General features: G+C 47.6%; 16 protein-coding genes. 1 reads left to right on the top strand and 15 read right to left on the bottom strand.

Going from position 1 to position 15,339, the window contains the following annotated elements; genetic code table 11:
* Positions 1–36: 36 nt before the first annotated feature.
* Positions 37–1,545: a tripartite tricarboxylate transporter permease gene (locus tag M3212_RS04085; protein WP_251192680.1), complete on the top strand. Its 1,509-nt coding sequence runs from the start codon at positions 37–39 to the stop codon at positions 1,543–1,545.
* A 177-nt stretch (positions 1,546–1,722) separates the two neighbouring features.
* Here the strand turns inward: M3212_RS04085 and M3212_RS04080 are convergent, their stop codons facing one another.
* From M3212_RS04080 to M3212_RS04010, 15 genes are all read right to left on the bottom strand, one after another.
* The gene (locus M3212_RS04080) at positions 1,723–1,926 is read right to left on the bottom strand and encodes a helix-turn-helix transcriptional regulator (RefSeq protein ID WP_251192679.1); all 204 of its coding nucleotides are present in this window, start codon (positions 1,924–1,926) and stop codon (positions 1,723–1,725) included.
* Complete coding sequence (locus M3212_RS04075) at positions 1,923–2,450, bottom strand: DUF6773 family protein (RefSeq protein WP_251192678.1); 528 nt, start codon at positions 2,448–2,450, stop codon at positions 1,923–1,925. The genes M3212_RS04080 and M3212_RS04075 overlap by 4 nt, the downstream gene beginning before the upstream one ends.
* Before the next feature lie 140 nt (positions 2,451–2,590).
* Positions 2,591–3,439 (bottom strand): SDR family oxidoreductase, encoded by an 849-nt coding sequence (locus tag M3212_RS04070; RefSeq protein WP_251192677.1) that lies wholly within the window; start codon positions 3,437–3,439, stop codon positions 2,591–2,593.
* The gene (gene uxuA / locus M3212_RS04065) at positions 3,430–4,509 is read right to left on the bottom strand and encodes a mannonate dehydratase (RefSeq protein ID WP_251192676.1); all 1,080 of its coding nucleotides are present in this window, start codon (positions 4,507–4,509) and stop codon (positions 3,430–3,432) included. Before uxuA ends, M3212_RS04070 begins: the two co-directional genes overlap by 10 nt.
* Positions 4,510–4,527: 18 nt before the next feature.
* A complete protein-coding gene (gene uxaC, locus M3212_RS04060; protein WP_251192675.1) occupies positions 4,528–5,931 on the bottom strand; it encodes a glucuronate isomerase in 1,404 nt (467 codons plus the stop codon).
* A gap of 19 nt (positions 5,932–5,950) precedes the next feature.
* Positions 5,951–7,273 carry a TRAP transporter large permease gene (locus M3212_RS04055; protein WP_251192674.1) on the bottom strand — a complete coding sequence of 441 codons (1,323 nt, stop codon included), beginning with the start codon at positions 7,271–7,273 and terminating at the stop codon, positions 5,951–5,953.
* Positions 7,274–7,276: 3 nt separating this feature from the next.
* Positions 7,277–7,768 carry a TRAP transporter small permease gene (locus tag M3212_RS04050; protein WP_251192673.1) on the bottom strand — a complete coding sequence of 164 codons (492 nt, stop codon included), beginning with the start codon at positions 7,766–7,768 and terminating at the stop codon, positions 7,277–7,279.
* Positions 7,769–7,823: 55 nt separating this feature from the next.
* Complete coding sequence (locus tag M3212_RS04045; RefSeq protein ID WP_251192672.1) at positions 7,824–8,861, bottom strand: C4-dicarboxylate TRAP transporter substrate-binding protein; 1,038 nt, start codon at positions 8,859–8,861, stop codon at positions 7,824–7,826.
* Between the two features lie 97 nt (positions 8,862–8,958).
* Positions 8,959–9,660, bottom strand: coding sequence for a GntR family transcriptional regulator (locus M3212_RS04040; RefSeq protein ID WP_251192671.1), 702 nt, complete (start codon positions 9,658–9,660; stop codon positions 8,959–8,961).
* 261 nt (positions 9,661–9,921) lie between these two features.
* A complete protein-coding gene (locus M3212_RS04035; RefSeq protein WP_251192670.1) occupies positions 9,922–10,539 on the bottom strand; it encodes a hypothetical protein in 618 nt (205 codons plus the stop codon).
* A gap of 97 nt (positions 10,540–10,636) precedes the next feature.
* On the bottom strand, positions 10,637–11,767 hold the full coding sequence (locus M3212_RS04030) for a hypothetical protein (protein ID WP_251192669.1): 1,131 nt from the start codon (positions 11,765–11,767) through the stop codon (positions 10,637–10,639).
* A 12-nt stretch (positions 11,768–11,779) separates the two neighbouring features.
* The gene (locus tag M3212_RS04025; protein ID WP_251192668.1) at positions 11,780–12,991 is read right to left on the bottom strand and encodes a hypothetical protein; all 1,212 of its coding nucleotides are present in this window, start codon (positions 12,989–12,991) and stop codon (positions 11,780–11,782) included.
* Positions 12,988–13,857, bottom strand: a complete 870-nt coding sequence (locus M3212_RS04020; RefSeq protein ID WP_251192667.1) for an ABC transporter ATP-binding protein — start codon at positions 13,855–13,857, stop codon at positions 12,988–12,990. The genes M3212_RS04025 and M3212_RS04020 overlap by 4 nt, the downstream gene beginning before the upstream one ends.
* Before the next feature lies 1 nt (position 13,858).
* Positions 13,859–14,614 (bottom strand): hypothetical protein, encoded by a 756-nt coding sequence (locus tag M3212_RS04015; protein WP_251192666.1) that lies wholly within the window; start codon positions 14,612–14,614, stop codon positions 13,859–13,861.
* Positions 14,604–15,161, bottom strand: coding sequence for an RNA polymerase sigma factor (locus tag M3212_RS04010; protein WP_251192665.1), 558 nt, complete (start codon positions 15,159–15,161; stop codon positions 14,604–14,606). Before M3212_RS04010 ends, M3212_RS04015 begins: the two co-directional genes overlap by 11 nt.
* Between the last annotated feature and the right edge of the window lie 178 nt (positions 15,162–15,339).

Here is a 15,339-nt window from a genome sequence, read left to right as displayed (position 1 = left end):
CGCTGAGACAGCTCCATTATGTTAAGGAGGGATCGCATGGACTTATTTATTCAAGGCTTAAGCAATATTTTAACGATTCAAGTAATCGCCATCCTCCTGCTTGGATCGGCAGTTGGAATATCAATCGGTTCACTTCCGGGACTGACGGCGACAATGGGCGTAGCCTTGATTTTACCGATAACGTTCGGAATGGAAGCCGTCACAGGTATTCTGTTGCTGGTCGGCGTTTATTTTGGAGCAATTTACGGCGGCTCAATCACAGCGATTCTACTGCGAACACCGGGTACACCCGCCTCTGCGGCCACAGCGATTGAAGGCTATGCGCTTTCCCAAAAAGGCTATGCCCACAAAGCGCTGACGGTAGCGACTTTATCTTCTGTCACAGGCGGCATCCTCAGCGTTCTTGTGCTGATCTTAATTGCACCGAAGCTGGCCAGCTTTGCCTTGCAGTTCAGCGCGCCGGAATCATTCGCGCTGGCATTTTTTGGCTTATCGATTATTTCAAGCATCTCCGGAAACTCGCTCATTAAAGGATTAATTTCCGGCTTTGTCGGCTTGCTCATCGCCACGATCGGTCTTGATCCGATGGGCGGCTTTCCGCGCTTTACGTTCGATAGCCTTAATTTAATGAACGGCGTAAACTTCATTCCGGTGATGATTGGTCTGTTTGCTGCGGCAACCGCCCTGGAGTCGTTGGAGGATCTCTTCTCCGCCTCGACGAAGAAGGTGAACGATACGCTGAAAAAGGTCAAATTAAAATGGGTGGAGTTCCGCGCTCTCACGGTTACGATTTTACGATCGTCAGCGATCGGCACCGGTATCGGCATGATCCCGGGAGCCGGCGGCGATATCGCCGCCTTTGTTGCTTATAACGAAGCAAAGCGGTTCGCGAAAAAAACCGACCAGTTTGGTGAAGGCGAAATCAAAGGAATTGCCGCGCCCGAGGCGGCCAATAACGGCTCGACGGGCGGAGCGATGATTCCATTATTAACATTAGGAATCCCCGGCGACGCTGTCACCGCCGTCATGCTCGGCGCTCTAATGGTACAAGGCTTACAGCCGGGACCGTTGCTGTTTGATACAAATGCCGAGCTCGTCTACACCCTCTTTGTCGGGATGCTTGCAGCCAATTTAATCATTCTGCTATATGGAATGCTTGGTATACGCTTATTTACAAAGGTGCTGCTCGTTCCAAAAGCATTTCTCGCGCCGATTATTCTCGTGCTATGCGTCATCGGTTCCTATTCCTTAAACAACAGCTACTTTGATGTTTGGGTCATGCTCGTGTCAGGAATAATCGGTTATATTATGCTGCGCTATGGCTTCCCTGCTTCCCCGGTGATCCTTGCCCTGATCCTTGGACCGATGATGGAGGCGAATTTCCGGAGAGCGCTCGTCATGTCCGAAGGCAGCTACAGCGTCTTTTTCAGCCGGCCGATTTCAGCCACTCTGATTATTCTTGGGCTGTTCACGCTGCTAACTCCATTGATCAAAAGCTGGTATCAAAGCAGACGAATCGACAATAAGCAATCACTTGATCTGTAAGGAAATGGCGGACCCGCTTCACCATGAGCGGACCGTGACGGCTTCCAACCGCCCGTCCAACATGGCATTTTGCATGAGCGGTTACTCGTGAGCAGGAAAACAGACGGATCTCCTGCTCACTTTGTGCTTTTTTGCACCCGTTCCATTTCCTTTCCACTCCGTGAGAGGGACCCTCTGCTACCCCTGATCATCCTCCCAAAACAGTTCATCCAATGTGCGGGAAAGCGCTTTGCAAATAGCAAGACAAAGGCTGAGGCTCGGATTATACTTTCCGAGTTCAATCAGCCCAATCGTTTGTCGTGAAACGCCAACGATTTTGGCAAGCTGCTCCTGTGATAAATCCTTTTCGACGCGCGCCATTTTCAATTTGATATTCTTCACGGTTGATCACTCTCTTCATCTTCCTTAAGCTCACGCTCTATCGCCCGCTCACTTCTTTTTAACGCAGCCTGATGGGAGATAACTAAAATGAGAACAAGCACTGGAACGTACATAATCAAGGACGCTAAAAAGACGATTCCAAAATAAGAGAGACTTTGAGCGGCTCCTTCTCCATAAACAATCGCGCTGCGAATGCCAAAAAACAGCGCGATCGCCACGCCAATCGCTAACCCTATGATGATATTCTTCTTATTCATCGACAGCCTGCTTTCCCGGTCATGAAGCTCTACTTCGGCAGAAAAGACACCAAGATTAGCCGACCTCACTGCATAATAAACACCCTGACTAAATAAGATAACCAGTTCAGTTACGACCAGTCCTAACTGAACACCATGGATAATCGTTTTTACGACGATGGAGCCGATACAAATAAGCAAGACTAGCATGTAAATCTCACGGTAAATTTTATTTTGTAAATGAACGATCCTTTCATCGACGCTGGCGCTTCCTTTAAACAGATTCATCCCGCTCACCCTCATTTCCTTTAAGATACTCATATTATATAATATATTCATCTTTTTGCAATATATATATGTCATTTTGTATCATAAAATAGTCATCAGCCGATTTACCATAATCGACTGATGACTATGTACATTCTTATTTAAACACCGGAATAGGCGAGAAAACCGCCGTCAACCGGGACTGTAATCCCCGTGACAAACCCGGACATTTGCTCGTCGACCAACCAGAGCAATGTACCGAGCAAATCCTCGGGCTTGCCGAAGCGTTTCATCGGAGTGTGGGTAATAATTTTCTCCGAGCGCTCTGTTAATGAACCATCCTCATTCGTTAACAGCCGGCGGTTTTGCTCAGTGAGGAAGAAGCCTGGCGCGATCGCATTGACACGCACGCCAGCCGGTGCAAGATGAACGGCGAGCCATTTCGTGTAATTCTCCACCGCCGCCTTAGCGGCGCTGTAGGCCGGGACCTTCGTCATCGGGGAAGGTGCGCTCATCGATGAAATATTGATCATTACCGCGCCCGGACGGTTGATCATCCGTTTGCCGAACACCTGGCTCGGGATAACCGTGCCGATAATGTTTACGTTAAAGACGAACTCAAACCCATCTCCCGTTAAATCAAAAAAGCTCGTTACATCCTCATTCTCGATATCCTCAGGCTGCAGCGTTTCCTTCGTCGTCGTCCCCTGCGGATGATTGCCGCCCGCCCCGTTGATTAGAATATCACACGGTCCGAACGCCTCATAAACAGCAGCCTCAGCGGCTTGAACGCTTTTGCCATCCGTAACGTCACAAGAAACAGCCAGCGCCGTCCCCCTTGCCGCCACAATATCATCGACAACGAGCTTTCCTTTTTCTGCACTGCGATTTAAAACCGCGACCTTAACTCCATGGCGACCGAGCTCTCTTGCCATCGCTCCGCACAGCACGCCGCTGCCACCCGTAATCACCGCCACTTTTCCAGCTAAATTTTCATTTTTCATTCGCATGACCGCTCCTCCTTAAGCTGACTGAGTGTATCCCAAATTCCCCATAAATACATAATCCCCAGCGCCCGGTCATATAGACCGTAGCCCGGGCGGCATTGCTCATCCCAAATATGACGGCCGTGGTCAGGACGCACGTAGCCTTTGAAATTCATGTCATGATAGGCTTTGACAATACTCGTAATATCGACGCTGCCATCCTTTGTGCGGTGAGACGTTTCGATAAAGTCCCCGTTTTCGAATACTTTCACATTGCGAATATGAGCGAAGGCAATTCGGTCACCAAACTCCTTAATCATCTTTACCAGATCATTCTCGCCGTTCGCGCCGAGCGAGCCGCTGCACAATGTGACCCCATTGGCCGGGCTATCGACCAGCTGCAATACGTTGCGGATATTTTGCTGATTGGTGACAATCCGCGGCAGGCCGAATACAGACCATGGCGGGTCATCAGGATGAATCGCCATCGTCATACCATATTTCGCCGCAACGGGAACGACTTCCTCTAAGAAGTAACGCAAATTTTCCCATAAATCGGCCTCGGTCACATGCTGATAACGTGCAAACAGCTCCGTCAAGTATTTCAGCCGTTCAGGCTCCCAGCCGGGCATCGTGAAATCATCGTTCTTCGTTATCTGTTCAACCAATTCCAACGGGTCCATATCATCCAGCTTCGCCTTCTCATAAAAAAGGCTGGTTGATCCATCCGGATGCGGTTCAAAAAGATTCGTGCGCACCCAATCAAACACCGGCATAAAATTATAGCAGATCACCTTAACGCCGACTTGAGCGAGACGCTCAATCGTCATCTTGTAATTTTCGATATACGCATCCCGTGTCGCTGCCCCCAGCTTAATATCCTCATGAATATTCACACTCTCAACGACATCAATAGTTAAATTATACTTTTCAGCTTCCTGCTTGATCTCCATCATCCGTTCAAGCGGCCATGCTTCTCCGGCCGGGATATCATGAAGCGCCCAGGCGACTCCTTCCACCCCTGGAATTTGCCTTATATGGTTCAGTGGAACCGTATCGTTTCCCTCACCAAACCAGCGGAATACCATTTTCATCTGATGTGAACCTCCGTTCTAGTGAGCCTCTAGTAAATAAGAATGTATATTGTGGAAGCAAATATTTTCAACAAGCTCTCCTAAAAATTCGTAATCCTCGGGGTATTCTCCATTCTCGACCCAATTGCCGATCAAGTTGCAAAGAATCCGCCTGAAATATTCGTGCCTCGTGTAAGACAGGAAGCTCCTTGAGTCTGTCAGCATCCCGACAAAGTTGGAGAAGACGCCAACATTGGCGAGAACTTTCATTTGCTCTTCCATCCCGTCCCGCTGGTCGTTGAACCACCAGGCCGTGCCAAACTGCACTTTCCCCGGCCTGCCGCCTTGAAAATTGCCGGCCATCGACGCCACCATATAATGATCACGCGGATTCAGGTTATAGAGAATCGTTTTCGGAAGCTCATCCGTCTGATCAAGTGTATCGAGCAGCCGGGCAAGGTCTTCGGCATAAGTAAAATCAGCAATCGAATCAAAGCCGGCATGCGCCCCTGCCATCCGCTGCATTTTCGTATTCGTTCTCCGCAAAGCACCAATATGAAACTGCATCGCCCATCCTTTTTTCGCATACATTTTTCCGAGTGCTAACAGAGTCGCCGTGCGCAGCTTCAATGCCTCTTCGGCAGTTAGCTGCCGGCCCTCCATCCGTTTTTGAAACAGCTGCCCGACTTCCTGCTCCGTTGCCTGCTGAAAGAAAGGCTGATCAAGACCGTGGTCTGACAAGCGGCAGCCCACGTCATGAAAATAGGCGACCCGCGTCTCCAAGGCGGCGATAAAATCGTCGTACGTGGTAATCTCTCTGTCCGTGACCGCTTCAAGCCTATGCAGCCAGTCAACAAAGCCGGCCAGCTCAAATTGCAGCGCCTCATCCGGCCTGAACGTCGGCAACACGCTCACCTTAAAGGAGCGATCCTCCTTCAGCTGCTTATGATATTCCAGTGAATCAACCGGATTATCTGTCGTGCATAATGCTTTGACGTTGAACTTTTGAATCAATTCCCGTGCAGAAAAGGATGGCTTCTGCAAAAGCTCGTTGCATGTCCCCCAAATCAGTTCCGCGTTGGCAGGCGTCAAAATCTCCTCCATGCCAAAGCAGCGCCGCAGCTCTAAATGAGTCCAGTGATAAAGCGGGTTCCCGATCAAATGGGGTACGGTTTCAGCCCATTTCTGAAACTTCTCCCTCTCATCCTTTTCTCCCGTAATATACGCTTCCTCAACGCCATGGGCGCGCATCGCCCTCCATTTATAATGGTCGTCACTTAGCCACGCCTCCGTTATTGTCTGAAACTGTTTGTTTTCCGCGATGTCCTGTGCCGATAAGTGACAGTGATAATCAAAGATCGGCATCTCCTTCGCAACATCATGATAGAGCCGTTTCGCGGTGTCTGTTTCCAGCAGGAAATCCTCATTGATAAAACGCTTCAATTCATTCACCTCACATCGTTTATCTCATTAACAACTCTGGCAAAAACATAACAATCTGCGGGAAGATCGTCATTAATGCAATCAGCACAATCACTGCCAATAAGAAAGGAGTGGCCGATTTTATATAATCACCAACAGAAACCCCTGTCAGCGAACAAACTGTATACATCGTCACCCCTACCGGCGGAGTCATCCCTCCCATCGTCACAATCGTCATCATGATGACGCCGAAATGAACCGGGTCGACGCCGATGCTAGTCACGACCGGCAGCAGAATCGGAGTCAGAAGAATCGTATTCACCGTGCTTTCCATTACCATGCCGGCTAGCAATAAAAACAGCAGGACAATTAGCATGATGATCACCGGATTTTCCGTTATACCTAAAAGGGTATTGACGGTCGTCTGCGGTATTCTGGCAAACGTGATCGCATAGCCTAAAATCGAAGCCGCAGCGATAATCAGCATAATAACCCCGTTATCTTCGACTGTATCCTTCAGCACCGTGCGCATGCTTTTCTGATCAAGCTCCCGATAGACGAACTTCCCGATAATGAAGGCATAGACGACAGCAAAGGCCCCCGCTTCAGAAGGAGTAAACACGCCAAAACGGATTCCAACAATTAAAATAACTGGGAATAGTAAGCCCCAGAAGCTTTCTTTAAAGGCGACCGCGACTTCCTTAAATGTCGCCCGTCGCGGCCGATCAAGGTCGTAATCATTTTTCTTGGCGATCACGAAGGCGGCGATCATTAAGAGCAAGGTCATCAAAATCCCCGGAACGATCCCGGCAATAAACAGCTGTCCAATCGAAACCTGACCGACAAACCCATAGAGAATAAGCCCAATGCTCGGTGGAATCGTCGCCGTAATTAAAGCACTGACGGCAATGACAGCTACCGAGTAACCACCGGAGTAGCCTTTTTGCATCATTTGCGGCGCCAAAATTCGACTTTGCATCGCCGCATCGGCATTGGCCGAACCGGAAATCCCGCCCATTAGCGCACTAAGAACGATTGAGACGTGTGCCAGGCCGCCAACCAAATGGCCGGTGAGCGCGTTGGCAAACCGGATCAGACGCTTCGTAATCCCGGTCGCATTAAGCAAATTCCCTGCGAGAACAAAGAATGGAACGGCCAGAAGCGGGAAGGACTGGGTTCCCGACACAAAGCGCTGTATTGCTAGGTTAATAGGCAAATTTGGTTCAAGAATAAAAAAGAGCAAACCCGAAATCCCAATCGTAAAAGCGATCGGCATATTCAGTAACAATAAAACCACAAAGACTATCACGACGATCAGCATCCCGGCACCTCCCTGCAGCAAGCCTCTGCATTCAAATGACATCTCTTATTCATCATCTCTACCTACTTTACGATTCCGCTGCGCAGACAGCGCCCGGCTCCATTTAAAAATAAGTGTCAGCAGCATTAAAGAGCAGCCGACCGGAATCGCGCTCGTAATATAGGAATAGCTCAACGGCAAGTTTTGGATCGACCGCAAGGAGTGGTGCAGGCTATGCTGGAAGCCATAATAAATCATGAAAATCAGAAACGCTGCCACGAGGAGATCCATCAGAGCCGCCACAGCGACTTTCACCTTCTGCGGCAGCTTCTCTGTCAGAATATTGACGCCGATATGCCGGTTGTTCCGCAATGCCTGATTCGCCCCAAGAAAAATAATCCAAATAAAGAGAAGCTGGGCCATTTCAACCGACCAGGCAACAGGAAAGCCCCCCCACCTAAATACAGCGGCAAAGAATACTAACCCGACAACGGCGATTAATAAAAGCTTTGTCAGCTTTTCTTCTATTAAAATGATATATTTTTGCACGTTTGACATGAAGGCCACCTTCCCATTCCTCGTCATTACTCGTTTTCACCCAGCCTACTCCTGCTTAATGTCCTAACAGCTCATTGATTTGCTCGCGCAGCTCGGCATAGCCTTCAAACTGCTCATATACCGCATCTGTCGCTTCCCTGAAAGGAGCGGTATCTACTTCGATAATTTCCATTCCCGCCTCAGCCATCATTGCTTCGTACTCATCAAGTTGATCGATCACACGCTGCGAGGCGAACTCTCCGCCGGCGACCGCTTCCTCCAGCACAATCGTTTGGTATTCCTCTGGTAAACTAGTAAACCATGCATCGCCAATTACAAGCCCCGTTACCAATTGAAAATGAGCGGTTTTCGACAAGTAATCAGCCACTTCAAACAGGCTCGCCCCATGCGTGGCAGGATGCTGCGCCTCGGCGCCATCAATAACGCCCTGTTGAATTCCTGAATAAACCTCAGCCCAGGCCAGTCCGGTTGGGTTGGCTCCCATCGCCTCAATCGATTTTAGAAAGACGTCGGCGCCAATCGTCCGAATGCTTAATCCATTCAAATCGGCAGGCTCATGGATCGGCTTATTCGTCACCATATGACGAGCACCCTGATACCAGTTCATCGACAAAATTTTCAAATTGTGTTCAGCCGCCAAATCATCCGCCCAGCCCTGAAACAAGTCGGACGTTGTCACCGTCTTGATTTCCTCGTAATCTTTCAGCAAATAAGGTCCTTGCAAAATCCCCATCTCATGATTAAAATCGGCCATGATTCCGGCATCGGCCACCGTTCCAACGTTTGCACCGGCCATCGCCTGCTCCTGAATTTCGGCCGTATCACCTAATTGCGAGTTTGGATAAATTTCGACCGTTAAGTCTCCATTTGTACGCGCTTCCACATTGTTTTTAAATTCAACAAGCCCTTCATAGATTGGATCATTTTCTGTCACAACAATACCAATGTTCAATGCATAGCTTCCCTCTTCGGCGCCTTCAGCACCTCCTGAATCCCCTGTTGCCTCCCCACCTGAGCTTTCTTGATTGCCGCCGCAAGCAGCCAAAAGAAGTAAAAGAGCCAAGCCTACTAAAAACAATGCTTTCTTCGTCATCCTATTTCCCCCTTAAGATTGGTTTTGTCTATGACAAAGGAAATCTCATCCATGTCACCGCTTTCATTTTGCCGGACAAGCTGTTCTTTAAGCTTGTCTACCATAAAGAGCGTTCCCCGACCGAAGCCGTGTAAAAATATTGCGGGTACTCCTGCATGAACTTGGCAAAATCAATTGATTGAAGCCCCATATGGTCCGTCATGATCTGACGTGCTTGATCACGCTCATTGTTCCTCATGCTGTCAATAATTTGCTCATGCTGTAATAAAAGGGTTTCCCAATGATAGTTCGAAGCAAGGCTAAGCATCCGGATACGATTCAGGTTGAACATCATGCCCTGCATATAATCCCAGACACGCAGCTTGTTACATGCTTCAAAAATCGTTTTATGAAAATCCTGATCGTACTCGAAGAAATCCTCATATCGCTTTTCAGCGATGCTGTTCTTTTGCTTTTGCAGATTCTCCTCAAGCTTGACCAGCATCTCTTCAGAAACATGGTCAAATGCCAATTCAACGGTGGCAATCTCTAATGTTGCCCGCATGTATCTCGCCTCTTCCACATGCTCCGGGTCAATTAGCGAAATAAACGAGCCGCGCTGTGGATAGACAACGATCAGCCCTTCCTGCTTAAGCCGCAAAAACGCTTCCCTTACCGGAGTTCGGCTGACACTAAGCTTTTCGGCAATTTTGTTCTCTGTAATTTTTTGTCCTGGAACTAAATTGAACTTCACAATCTCGTTTTTGATAATGTTGTACACGTTTGTTTGCACGGTATTCGTATTCTCGTTATGAATCATGACAACTCCACCTTTTTTAGTTCCAAAATAACAGATGATTAGCAATTAATCTATTTGCATACTTGTATACTACAATACATGTATTCCAGGTGTCAAAACTTTTTCGCAATTTCGATTAAGTTTGTTCACTTTCATTTTGGTATTCTACAAATGAAGGAGGGTGGATATGAAACATGACGGTGCGGTGAATAAAGCGATTTACTACATTGAAACCTGTCATGCGCCTTGCGAGAAAAACATTCATAGCAGCTACGTTCATTACTAAAAATCCGCACCGAGGGTTTCTTCGGTACGGACTTTGCGCCACGCGGAGCTACCGCCAGCGTTTATTTCGTTTATTTTCTCCCACATGCTTCGGTAAGTTTCATAAAATTTATGTATCGGTACATCTTTATATCGTCCTGTTACAAGATGTTCCTCCAAGACATGACGGAGGTACTGGACGTCATTTTCAATATCGCCAGCGATTTGTATAAGCTGAGCTTTATTTTGTCTCTCTGCCACCTTCTCTAATTCAGTCTGAAAGAACGTTAGATAACTTTCAAAGTTAGCAACAAGATTTGAATGATCATTAAGAAGAAACAAAGCATTCAGGAGGTTCGAGCTATGTAACACCATACTATCAACGAGGTGATTGATCGAATGGAGATGAAGAAGTTCCTCCTCGGCATTGGCTGCATTCTCAAGCTCGCCAATTTCATCAATTATTTTTTCTAAATAGTGAACTTGGTGATAGATCGTATAGGTGTACATCTGACTTACTCTTTCTTTATAAATACGCAGCTCTCTTTCTGCTGAATTTTTTTCATTGTAGAAATAAAATGTGCTGACCATGAACAGCAAGAGTATGACAGACAAGGCGAAAAGTGTCTTCTTCATTCCATTGTCCTCCAAAAAACGATATTTCTTCTAGTATATCAAAAATAGCAGCCCGGACCTTGATCAGCGTCCGGGCTGCTACTAGTTTTTCTGTTTGTTAGTAAAGCACATCTGCCTGTCTTTCCCGCCGCCATCTCACGACGATCAGGATTATGGCGCCGGTAATCAGGCAGCCATATAAGAGCGGCTGCATGTAGACCGGCAGCCAGAAAGTGGTCAAGTGCTCAAGCAAGTAGTCAAGCCCAATCGAAAAGCTGACAAAAGCAAGCGGCACCTGTACGCCGACCGCGCTAATATAATTTGGGACGACACTTGAAATAAAGAAGATAAGCAGCGTGAAAAGAAAGCCGAGTAAATAAACAGCGACGATCGTCAGCGCGATATAATCCCTGAACGTCAGATCAAACCAGGAAATCAGCTCATAATTAAAGAATGAATTGACCGGCGCGTCTAAAAACATGGCGGTATGATTCCCGCGATAAAGCAGGAAGAGCGCCGCCAAATAAACTGTAATTAGCAAAAAGCTGGCGGTCAGAGAGGCAAAAAGCTTTGTAATCAGCAGCGGCCGCCCTTTCTTGAATGTATATTGCAGCTCGACGAGACGAGTGCGGCGATCCCGCAAATAGACCGGCGTCAGCAGGACCATTAAACTAAGCAGGATCAACACCGTCGTATAAGTGATCAAAGAATTGTAATTAGCAAAAATTTCACCCGAGAAAATCGCCGTTATCTGCCCGCTGGCAATTAATTGCTGCTCTCGTGCCAGCTGGGCTTCATTGTAATCATTTGACAGCGTACCAATCCTGCTATAGCGCTCGATAATATATTCACGTGCCTGCAGCTCCCAGAAAAGATCCACTCCCTCGTCAAACAAAAGCCGGCTGCTAAGCTCATACTCACCCTCACCGGAACGGTTTCTAAAATCGGCATAGGTGCCCATCCCGGCTTCGACGTATTCGGGGCGCGCCTGCAAAAATTGATCGGCCTCAGTGACCCGTTCTTCATATTTTTCCTGGAAATGAACGAACTCCTCCTCATCCAAAAATCGGCCATAATCCTCCCTCATCTCGATCAAAGCAAGATGACTGTCTCCGTTCGGTCGGCCATTTGGAAAGTGGTCGAAATAAAAGCTGATAAACAGCTGATAAAACAAGCAGGCGACAATGAAAAGGAGCAGCATGATTTTCCAGGTAAACAACTTCTTAAGTTCATATAAAAAAATCCTCATCAGTTTCTCCTTTTATAGATTGGATTTGCCAAAGCGTTTCAGGGCAAAGGTTGAAGCAAGAACGACTATAATTGTCCAGCTGAGAATCGTTGCCTGTTCATAATAGGAAAAGATCGTTAATGTTCCATTGCCCGTCCACCATATATGCGGATTAAGAATGAGCGTAAAGGGAGTAAACATCGTCACAAACAACAGATTTGACGATGTCGGGACAATGCCGGGCAAAAGCACCGCTGCGCCAAAGACAATCGCAAATGTAATAAAGACGAGATAGCTGTTGCGAATAAAAAGAGCGAGCACAGCCGTAAAAGCAGTAAACAGCAGCTGGCAAAGATAAACGAGCACAATCGAAGCCAGTAAATATTCCGCAAACGACAGGTTCCACCATGAAAGATAAGCCATTCCTGATTCACTGTTGAACTGGCTGCTGATCGGCACGTGCCAAAGCCCGCTATAATCAAACCTGAGAAAATACGCCGCCAAGGTCGAGCCGACGAGGACGGTGGTGGCAAGGACACTGGCTACTAGCGACACAAGCAGCTTGTCCAGCTGCAGCCGTCTGCCCCTTTTCGTCGTATAGGTGACAAAGGCGGTGCGGTTTTCAAATTCATACGTCAGCAAAAAGCCCGTCATCAGGACAATGAGAATCAGCGATTGATTAAGCAGGGAACGGAAAATGGTTTGAAATAAAGCGGTGTGCATTTCATACACTTTGCCGTAAAAAAACAGCGTATTCTGTTCCCCGGCCTCGCCCGCCTCTCTTTCCCGTTCCGCCAATGCCCGGTACTGCTGCCTGATCGTCTCTGCCGCTGTACCGCTAAGACCGTACTTCATAATCTCCCCTTCGGCAATTTCGTCCATCGCAATGGATTCACCGCCTTGCGCAAGCTCAACCGCCGCCTGGTAATACGCGTCCTGGACGATCCACTCAAACCAGCGCGCCCGCTCCGCTTCCCCCGCCAGCTCCAGATCGGCCAACGAAAAACCCGTTTCCGCCTCCAACAGCAGCTGTTCTTCATCAAGATCCGCTTTCCACTGAGCCAGCATTGTCTCATCAATCTGAGAGCCGTATTGATCAACAAGCATATTCAGCAGCGCCAGCTCATCCCGGTCCTGGGGCATCGTCAAAATCAAATAAAGATTGAAGGCGATAAAAAGCAGCATAAGCAAAGGAACGACCGGGGCGCTGACAATCTTCTTTAATTCCAGCAGCCAAATTCTCATTGTTCGACCTCATCGCGGTAAATGTAAAGAAATACGTCCTCCAGCGTCGGCGCGGCTGCCCTCCATTCAGGGCGCGGCTGACCCTCGCAAATAAAGCGAACCTTCATTTGCCCTTCCTCCTGCTTTTCAGCGAGAGATATATACTGCTGACGGAAGGCCGGTGCCTGGGCAAAATCAATCGTGGTTTCGTACACTTTTCCGGCGACAACGTGACAAATCTCCGCGATTGGCGCTTTATAAAGCACCCGCTTGTCCTTGATCATAATAATTTCATTGGCGATCGATTCAACATCGGAAACAATATGAGTCGAGAGGATGACGATACGATCACGGGCAAGCTCGGACATCAGGTTCCGGAAGCGCGCCCGCTCTTTTGGATCAAGGCCGGCAGTCGGCTCATCGAGAATCAGGATTTCCGGGTCATTAAGCATCGCCTGGGCGATCCCGACGCGCTGGAGCATTCCGCCTGAAAATTTTTTCAGCTTTTTGTTGGCGACATCTTTAAGCGCGACCAGCTCCAGAAGCTCGGCAATTCGTTCATCGGCCTGCCTCGCCTCTACTCCCTTCAAGGCTGCCAAATAGCGTAAATACTGCTTTGGCGTGTAGTTTTTGTAATAGCCAAACTGCTGAGGCAAATAGCCGAGCACAGCTCGATATTTTTCATCAAGCTTTCTTATATTTTCGCCTTTATAGCGGATTTCGCCGCGATCCGGAAACAGCAGTGTGACGAGCATTTTGATCAATGTCGTCTTGCCGGCTCCATTTGGCGCAAGCAGTCCGTACACCCCATTGGTGAATTCAAGATTAATATTTTCCAGCACTTTCATGTCACTGAAGCTTTTTTCAACCTGGCGAACAGCCAACATGTTACATCACGCCCTCTCGTTTTCGTCCAATCATTTTCTTTAATGAAGCAACATACATTCCCGCGCTCGCAACACATAGAAGCAAATAAATAACAACGGGAACCCGGCTGAGAAACAGCTGATAAAACTCAGCACTGTAACCCGCCAGCAGAAGATTCATGACCACCCAGCCGGCAGCGAACCCGTACTTCGTCAAGCGCGAACGTAAAAAATAAACAACATAAAGCGAAAAGCTTGAGAACAGGAACAAAGCAACCGCCGAAATAAGCAGCGCAAAGAGCGGATTAATTCCGGTAAATGGCGCGACGATGCCAATAATAACGGCATTTCCGAGTAAAGAAACAAAGCTGAACATCAGCATTTTAAACGCGGTCAAATCGTAGAAGCTCCACTTGCATACCATTTCGACCTCATACGTCTGATGCTCATACACCCTTAAAAAGGAAAGCAGACAGCTCAGAATATAGAGAAGCGGCGAGGTAATAAATAGAAATGAATAAAGCTGACCATCCGTTTGCAACATCGAGCTTTGCCCGCTGATTGCAACAAAGGCAAGTAAGGCGATCGCGGTGAAAAATAAGAAAAGCAGCTCTGTCCGATTATGAAACAGATGCTTAAAACCAACCTGCTGATAAAGCTTAAGCAAATGTTTGTAGAAGGAATCCTTTTCCTCCAGTCCCGCCGCCACAATGGTCTGAATCTCTGCCTTTATCTCCTGCTCGGCCGGATAATCAATCTCAAATTTGTCACGCTTCATGTGCTCCCTCCTTCCAAACTTGTTTGACATACTTTTGTGCCGTGTAAAATTTCGTTTTCACCGTTGACTCAGGCAAATCAAGCACCTCCGCTATATCGCGAAACGTATACTCGGCAAACAGCTTTAGCCGAAAGATTTCCTGCGAACCGGCATCAAGCTGATTAACGACCGCCACCACCTTTTCCAGATCCTGCTGCTGCTCGAGCCTGATCGTGAAATCCTCTTCACCATTTAGGCTCTCCTCCTCCATCGGGACGATCAGCTGGTGGTATTTATAATATTTCGAGCGATAGTAATCAATAATGCGATTCGTAGCCAGCCTGTACAGCCACGTGCGAAAGGATGCTTTGCGCTGATCGAAAGTATGAATCGATTGAAGGACGTTAATAAAAACCTCCTGCGTCAAATCCATCGCCAGTTCCTTCTGCAACGTCTGCTTATAAAGAAAGCGGTACATTTCTTTATAATAGAAAGAAATTAACTCATTCGCCGCCTCTTTATCCCCTTTTCGTTTGATTCTTTTTAGTAAAGCTGCTTCTTTCTTCATCCTGTCCACTCGCTTCTGCTTCGTTTTTGCTCCTCATGGATATATTCGTAAAGGAATAACAAATAGTTTGGACTTCAATAAAAAAATAAATAACAACTAAGCGGATCATCGTAAAACAATGTCAAAATTCACTAACCGTTAACAATCGTCACACCGCTTTGTCTGTAATCATGCCACC

It is taken from the genome of Halalkalibacter oceani (assembly GCF_023715705.1).
Lineage (GTDB): Bacteria > Bacillota > Bacilli > Bacillales > Bacillaceae_D > Halalkalibacter > Halalkalibacter oceani_A.
The sequence above is the reverse complement of the archived record's forward strand: the minus strand, read 5'-3'. Positions and strand labels throughout refer to the sequence as shown.

What these genes read in the sequence shown, in the direction of transcription:
- M3212_RS04085 (WP_251192680.1), top strand. Translation starts at nt 37, where the DNA reads ATGGACTTATTTATTCAAGGCTTAAGCAATATTTTAACGATTCAAGTA.
- M3212_RS04075 (WP_251192678.1), bottom strand. Translation starts at nt 2,450, where the DNA reads ATGAATCTGTTTAAAGGAAGCGCCAGCGTCGATGAAAGGATCGTTCAT.
- M3212_RS04070 (WP_251192677.1), bottom strand. Translation starts at nt 3,439, where the DNA reads ATGCGAATGAAAAATGAAAATTTAGCTGGAAAAGTGGCGGTGATTACG.
- uxuA (WP_251192676.1), bottom strand. Translation starts at nt 4,509, where the DNA reads ATGAAAATGGTATTCCGCTGGTTTGGTGAGGGAAACGATACGGTTCCA.
- M3212_RS04055 (WP_251192674.1), bottom strand. Translation starts at nt 7,273, where the DNA reads ATGTCATTTGAATGCAGAGGCTTGCTGCAGGGAGGTGCCGGGATGCTG.
- M3212_RS04050 (WP_251192673.1), bottom strand. Translation starts at nt 7,768, where the DNA reads ATGTCAAACGTGCAAAAATATATCATTTTAATAGAAGAAAAGCTGACA.
- M3212_RS04045 (WP_251192672.1), bottom strand. Translation starts at nt 8,861, where the DNA reads ATGACGAAGAAAGCATTGTTTTTAGTAGGCTTGGCTCTTTTACTTCTT.
- M3212_RS04040 (WP_251192671.1), bottom strand. Translation starts at nt 9,660, where the DNA reads ATGATTCATAACGAGAATACGAATACCGTGCAAACAAACGTGTACAAC.
- M3212_RS04035 (WP_251192670.1), bottom strand. Translation starts at nt 10,539, where the DNA reads ATGAAGAAGACACTTTTCGCCTTGTCTGTCATACTCTTGCTGTTCATG.
- M3212_RS04030 (WP_251192669.1), bottom strand. Translation starts at nt 11,767, where the DNA reads ATGAGGATTTTTTTATATGAACTTAAGAAGTTGTTTACCTGGAAAATC.
- M3212_RS04025 (WP_251192668.1), bottom strand. Translation starts at nt 12,991, where the DNA reads ATGAGAATTTGGCTGCTGGAATTAAAGAAGATTGTCAGCGCCCCGGTC.
- M3212_RS04020 (WP_251192667.1), bottom strand. Translation starts at nt 13,857, where the DNA reads ATGTTGGCTGTTCGCCAGGTTGAAAAAAGCTTCAGTGACATGAAAGTG.
- M3212_RS04015 (WP_251192666.1), bottom strand. Translation starts at nt 14,614, where the DNA reads ATGAAGCGTGACAAATTTGAGATTGATTATCCGGCCGAGCAGGAGATA.
- M3212_RS04010 (WP_251192665.1), bottom strand. Translation starts at nt 15,161, where the DNA reads ATGAAGAAAGAAGCAGCTTTACTAAAAAGAATCAAACGAAAAGGGGAT.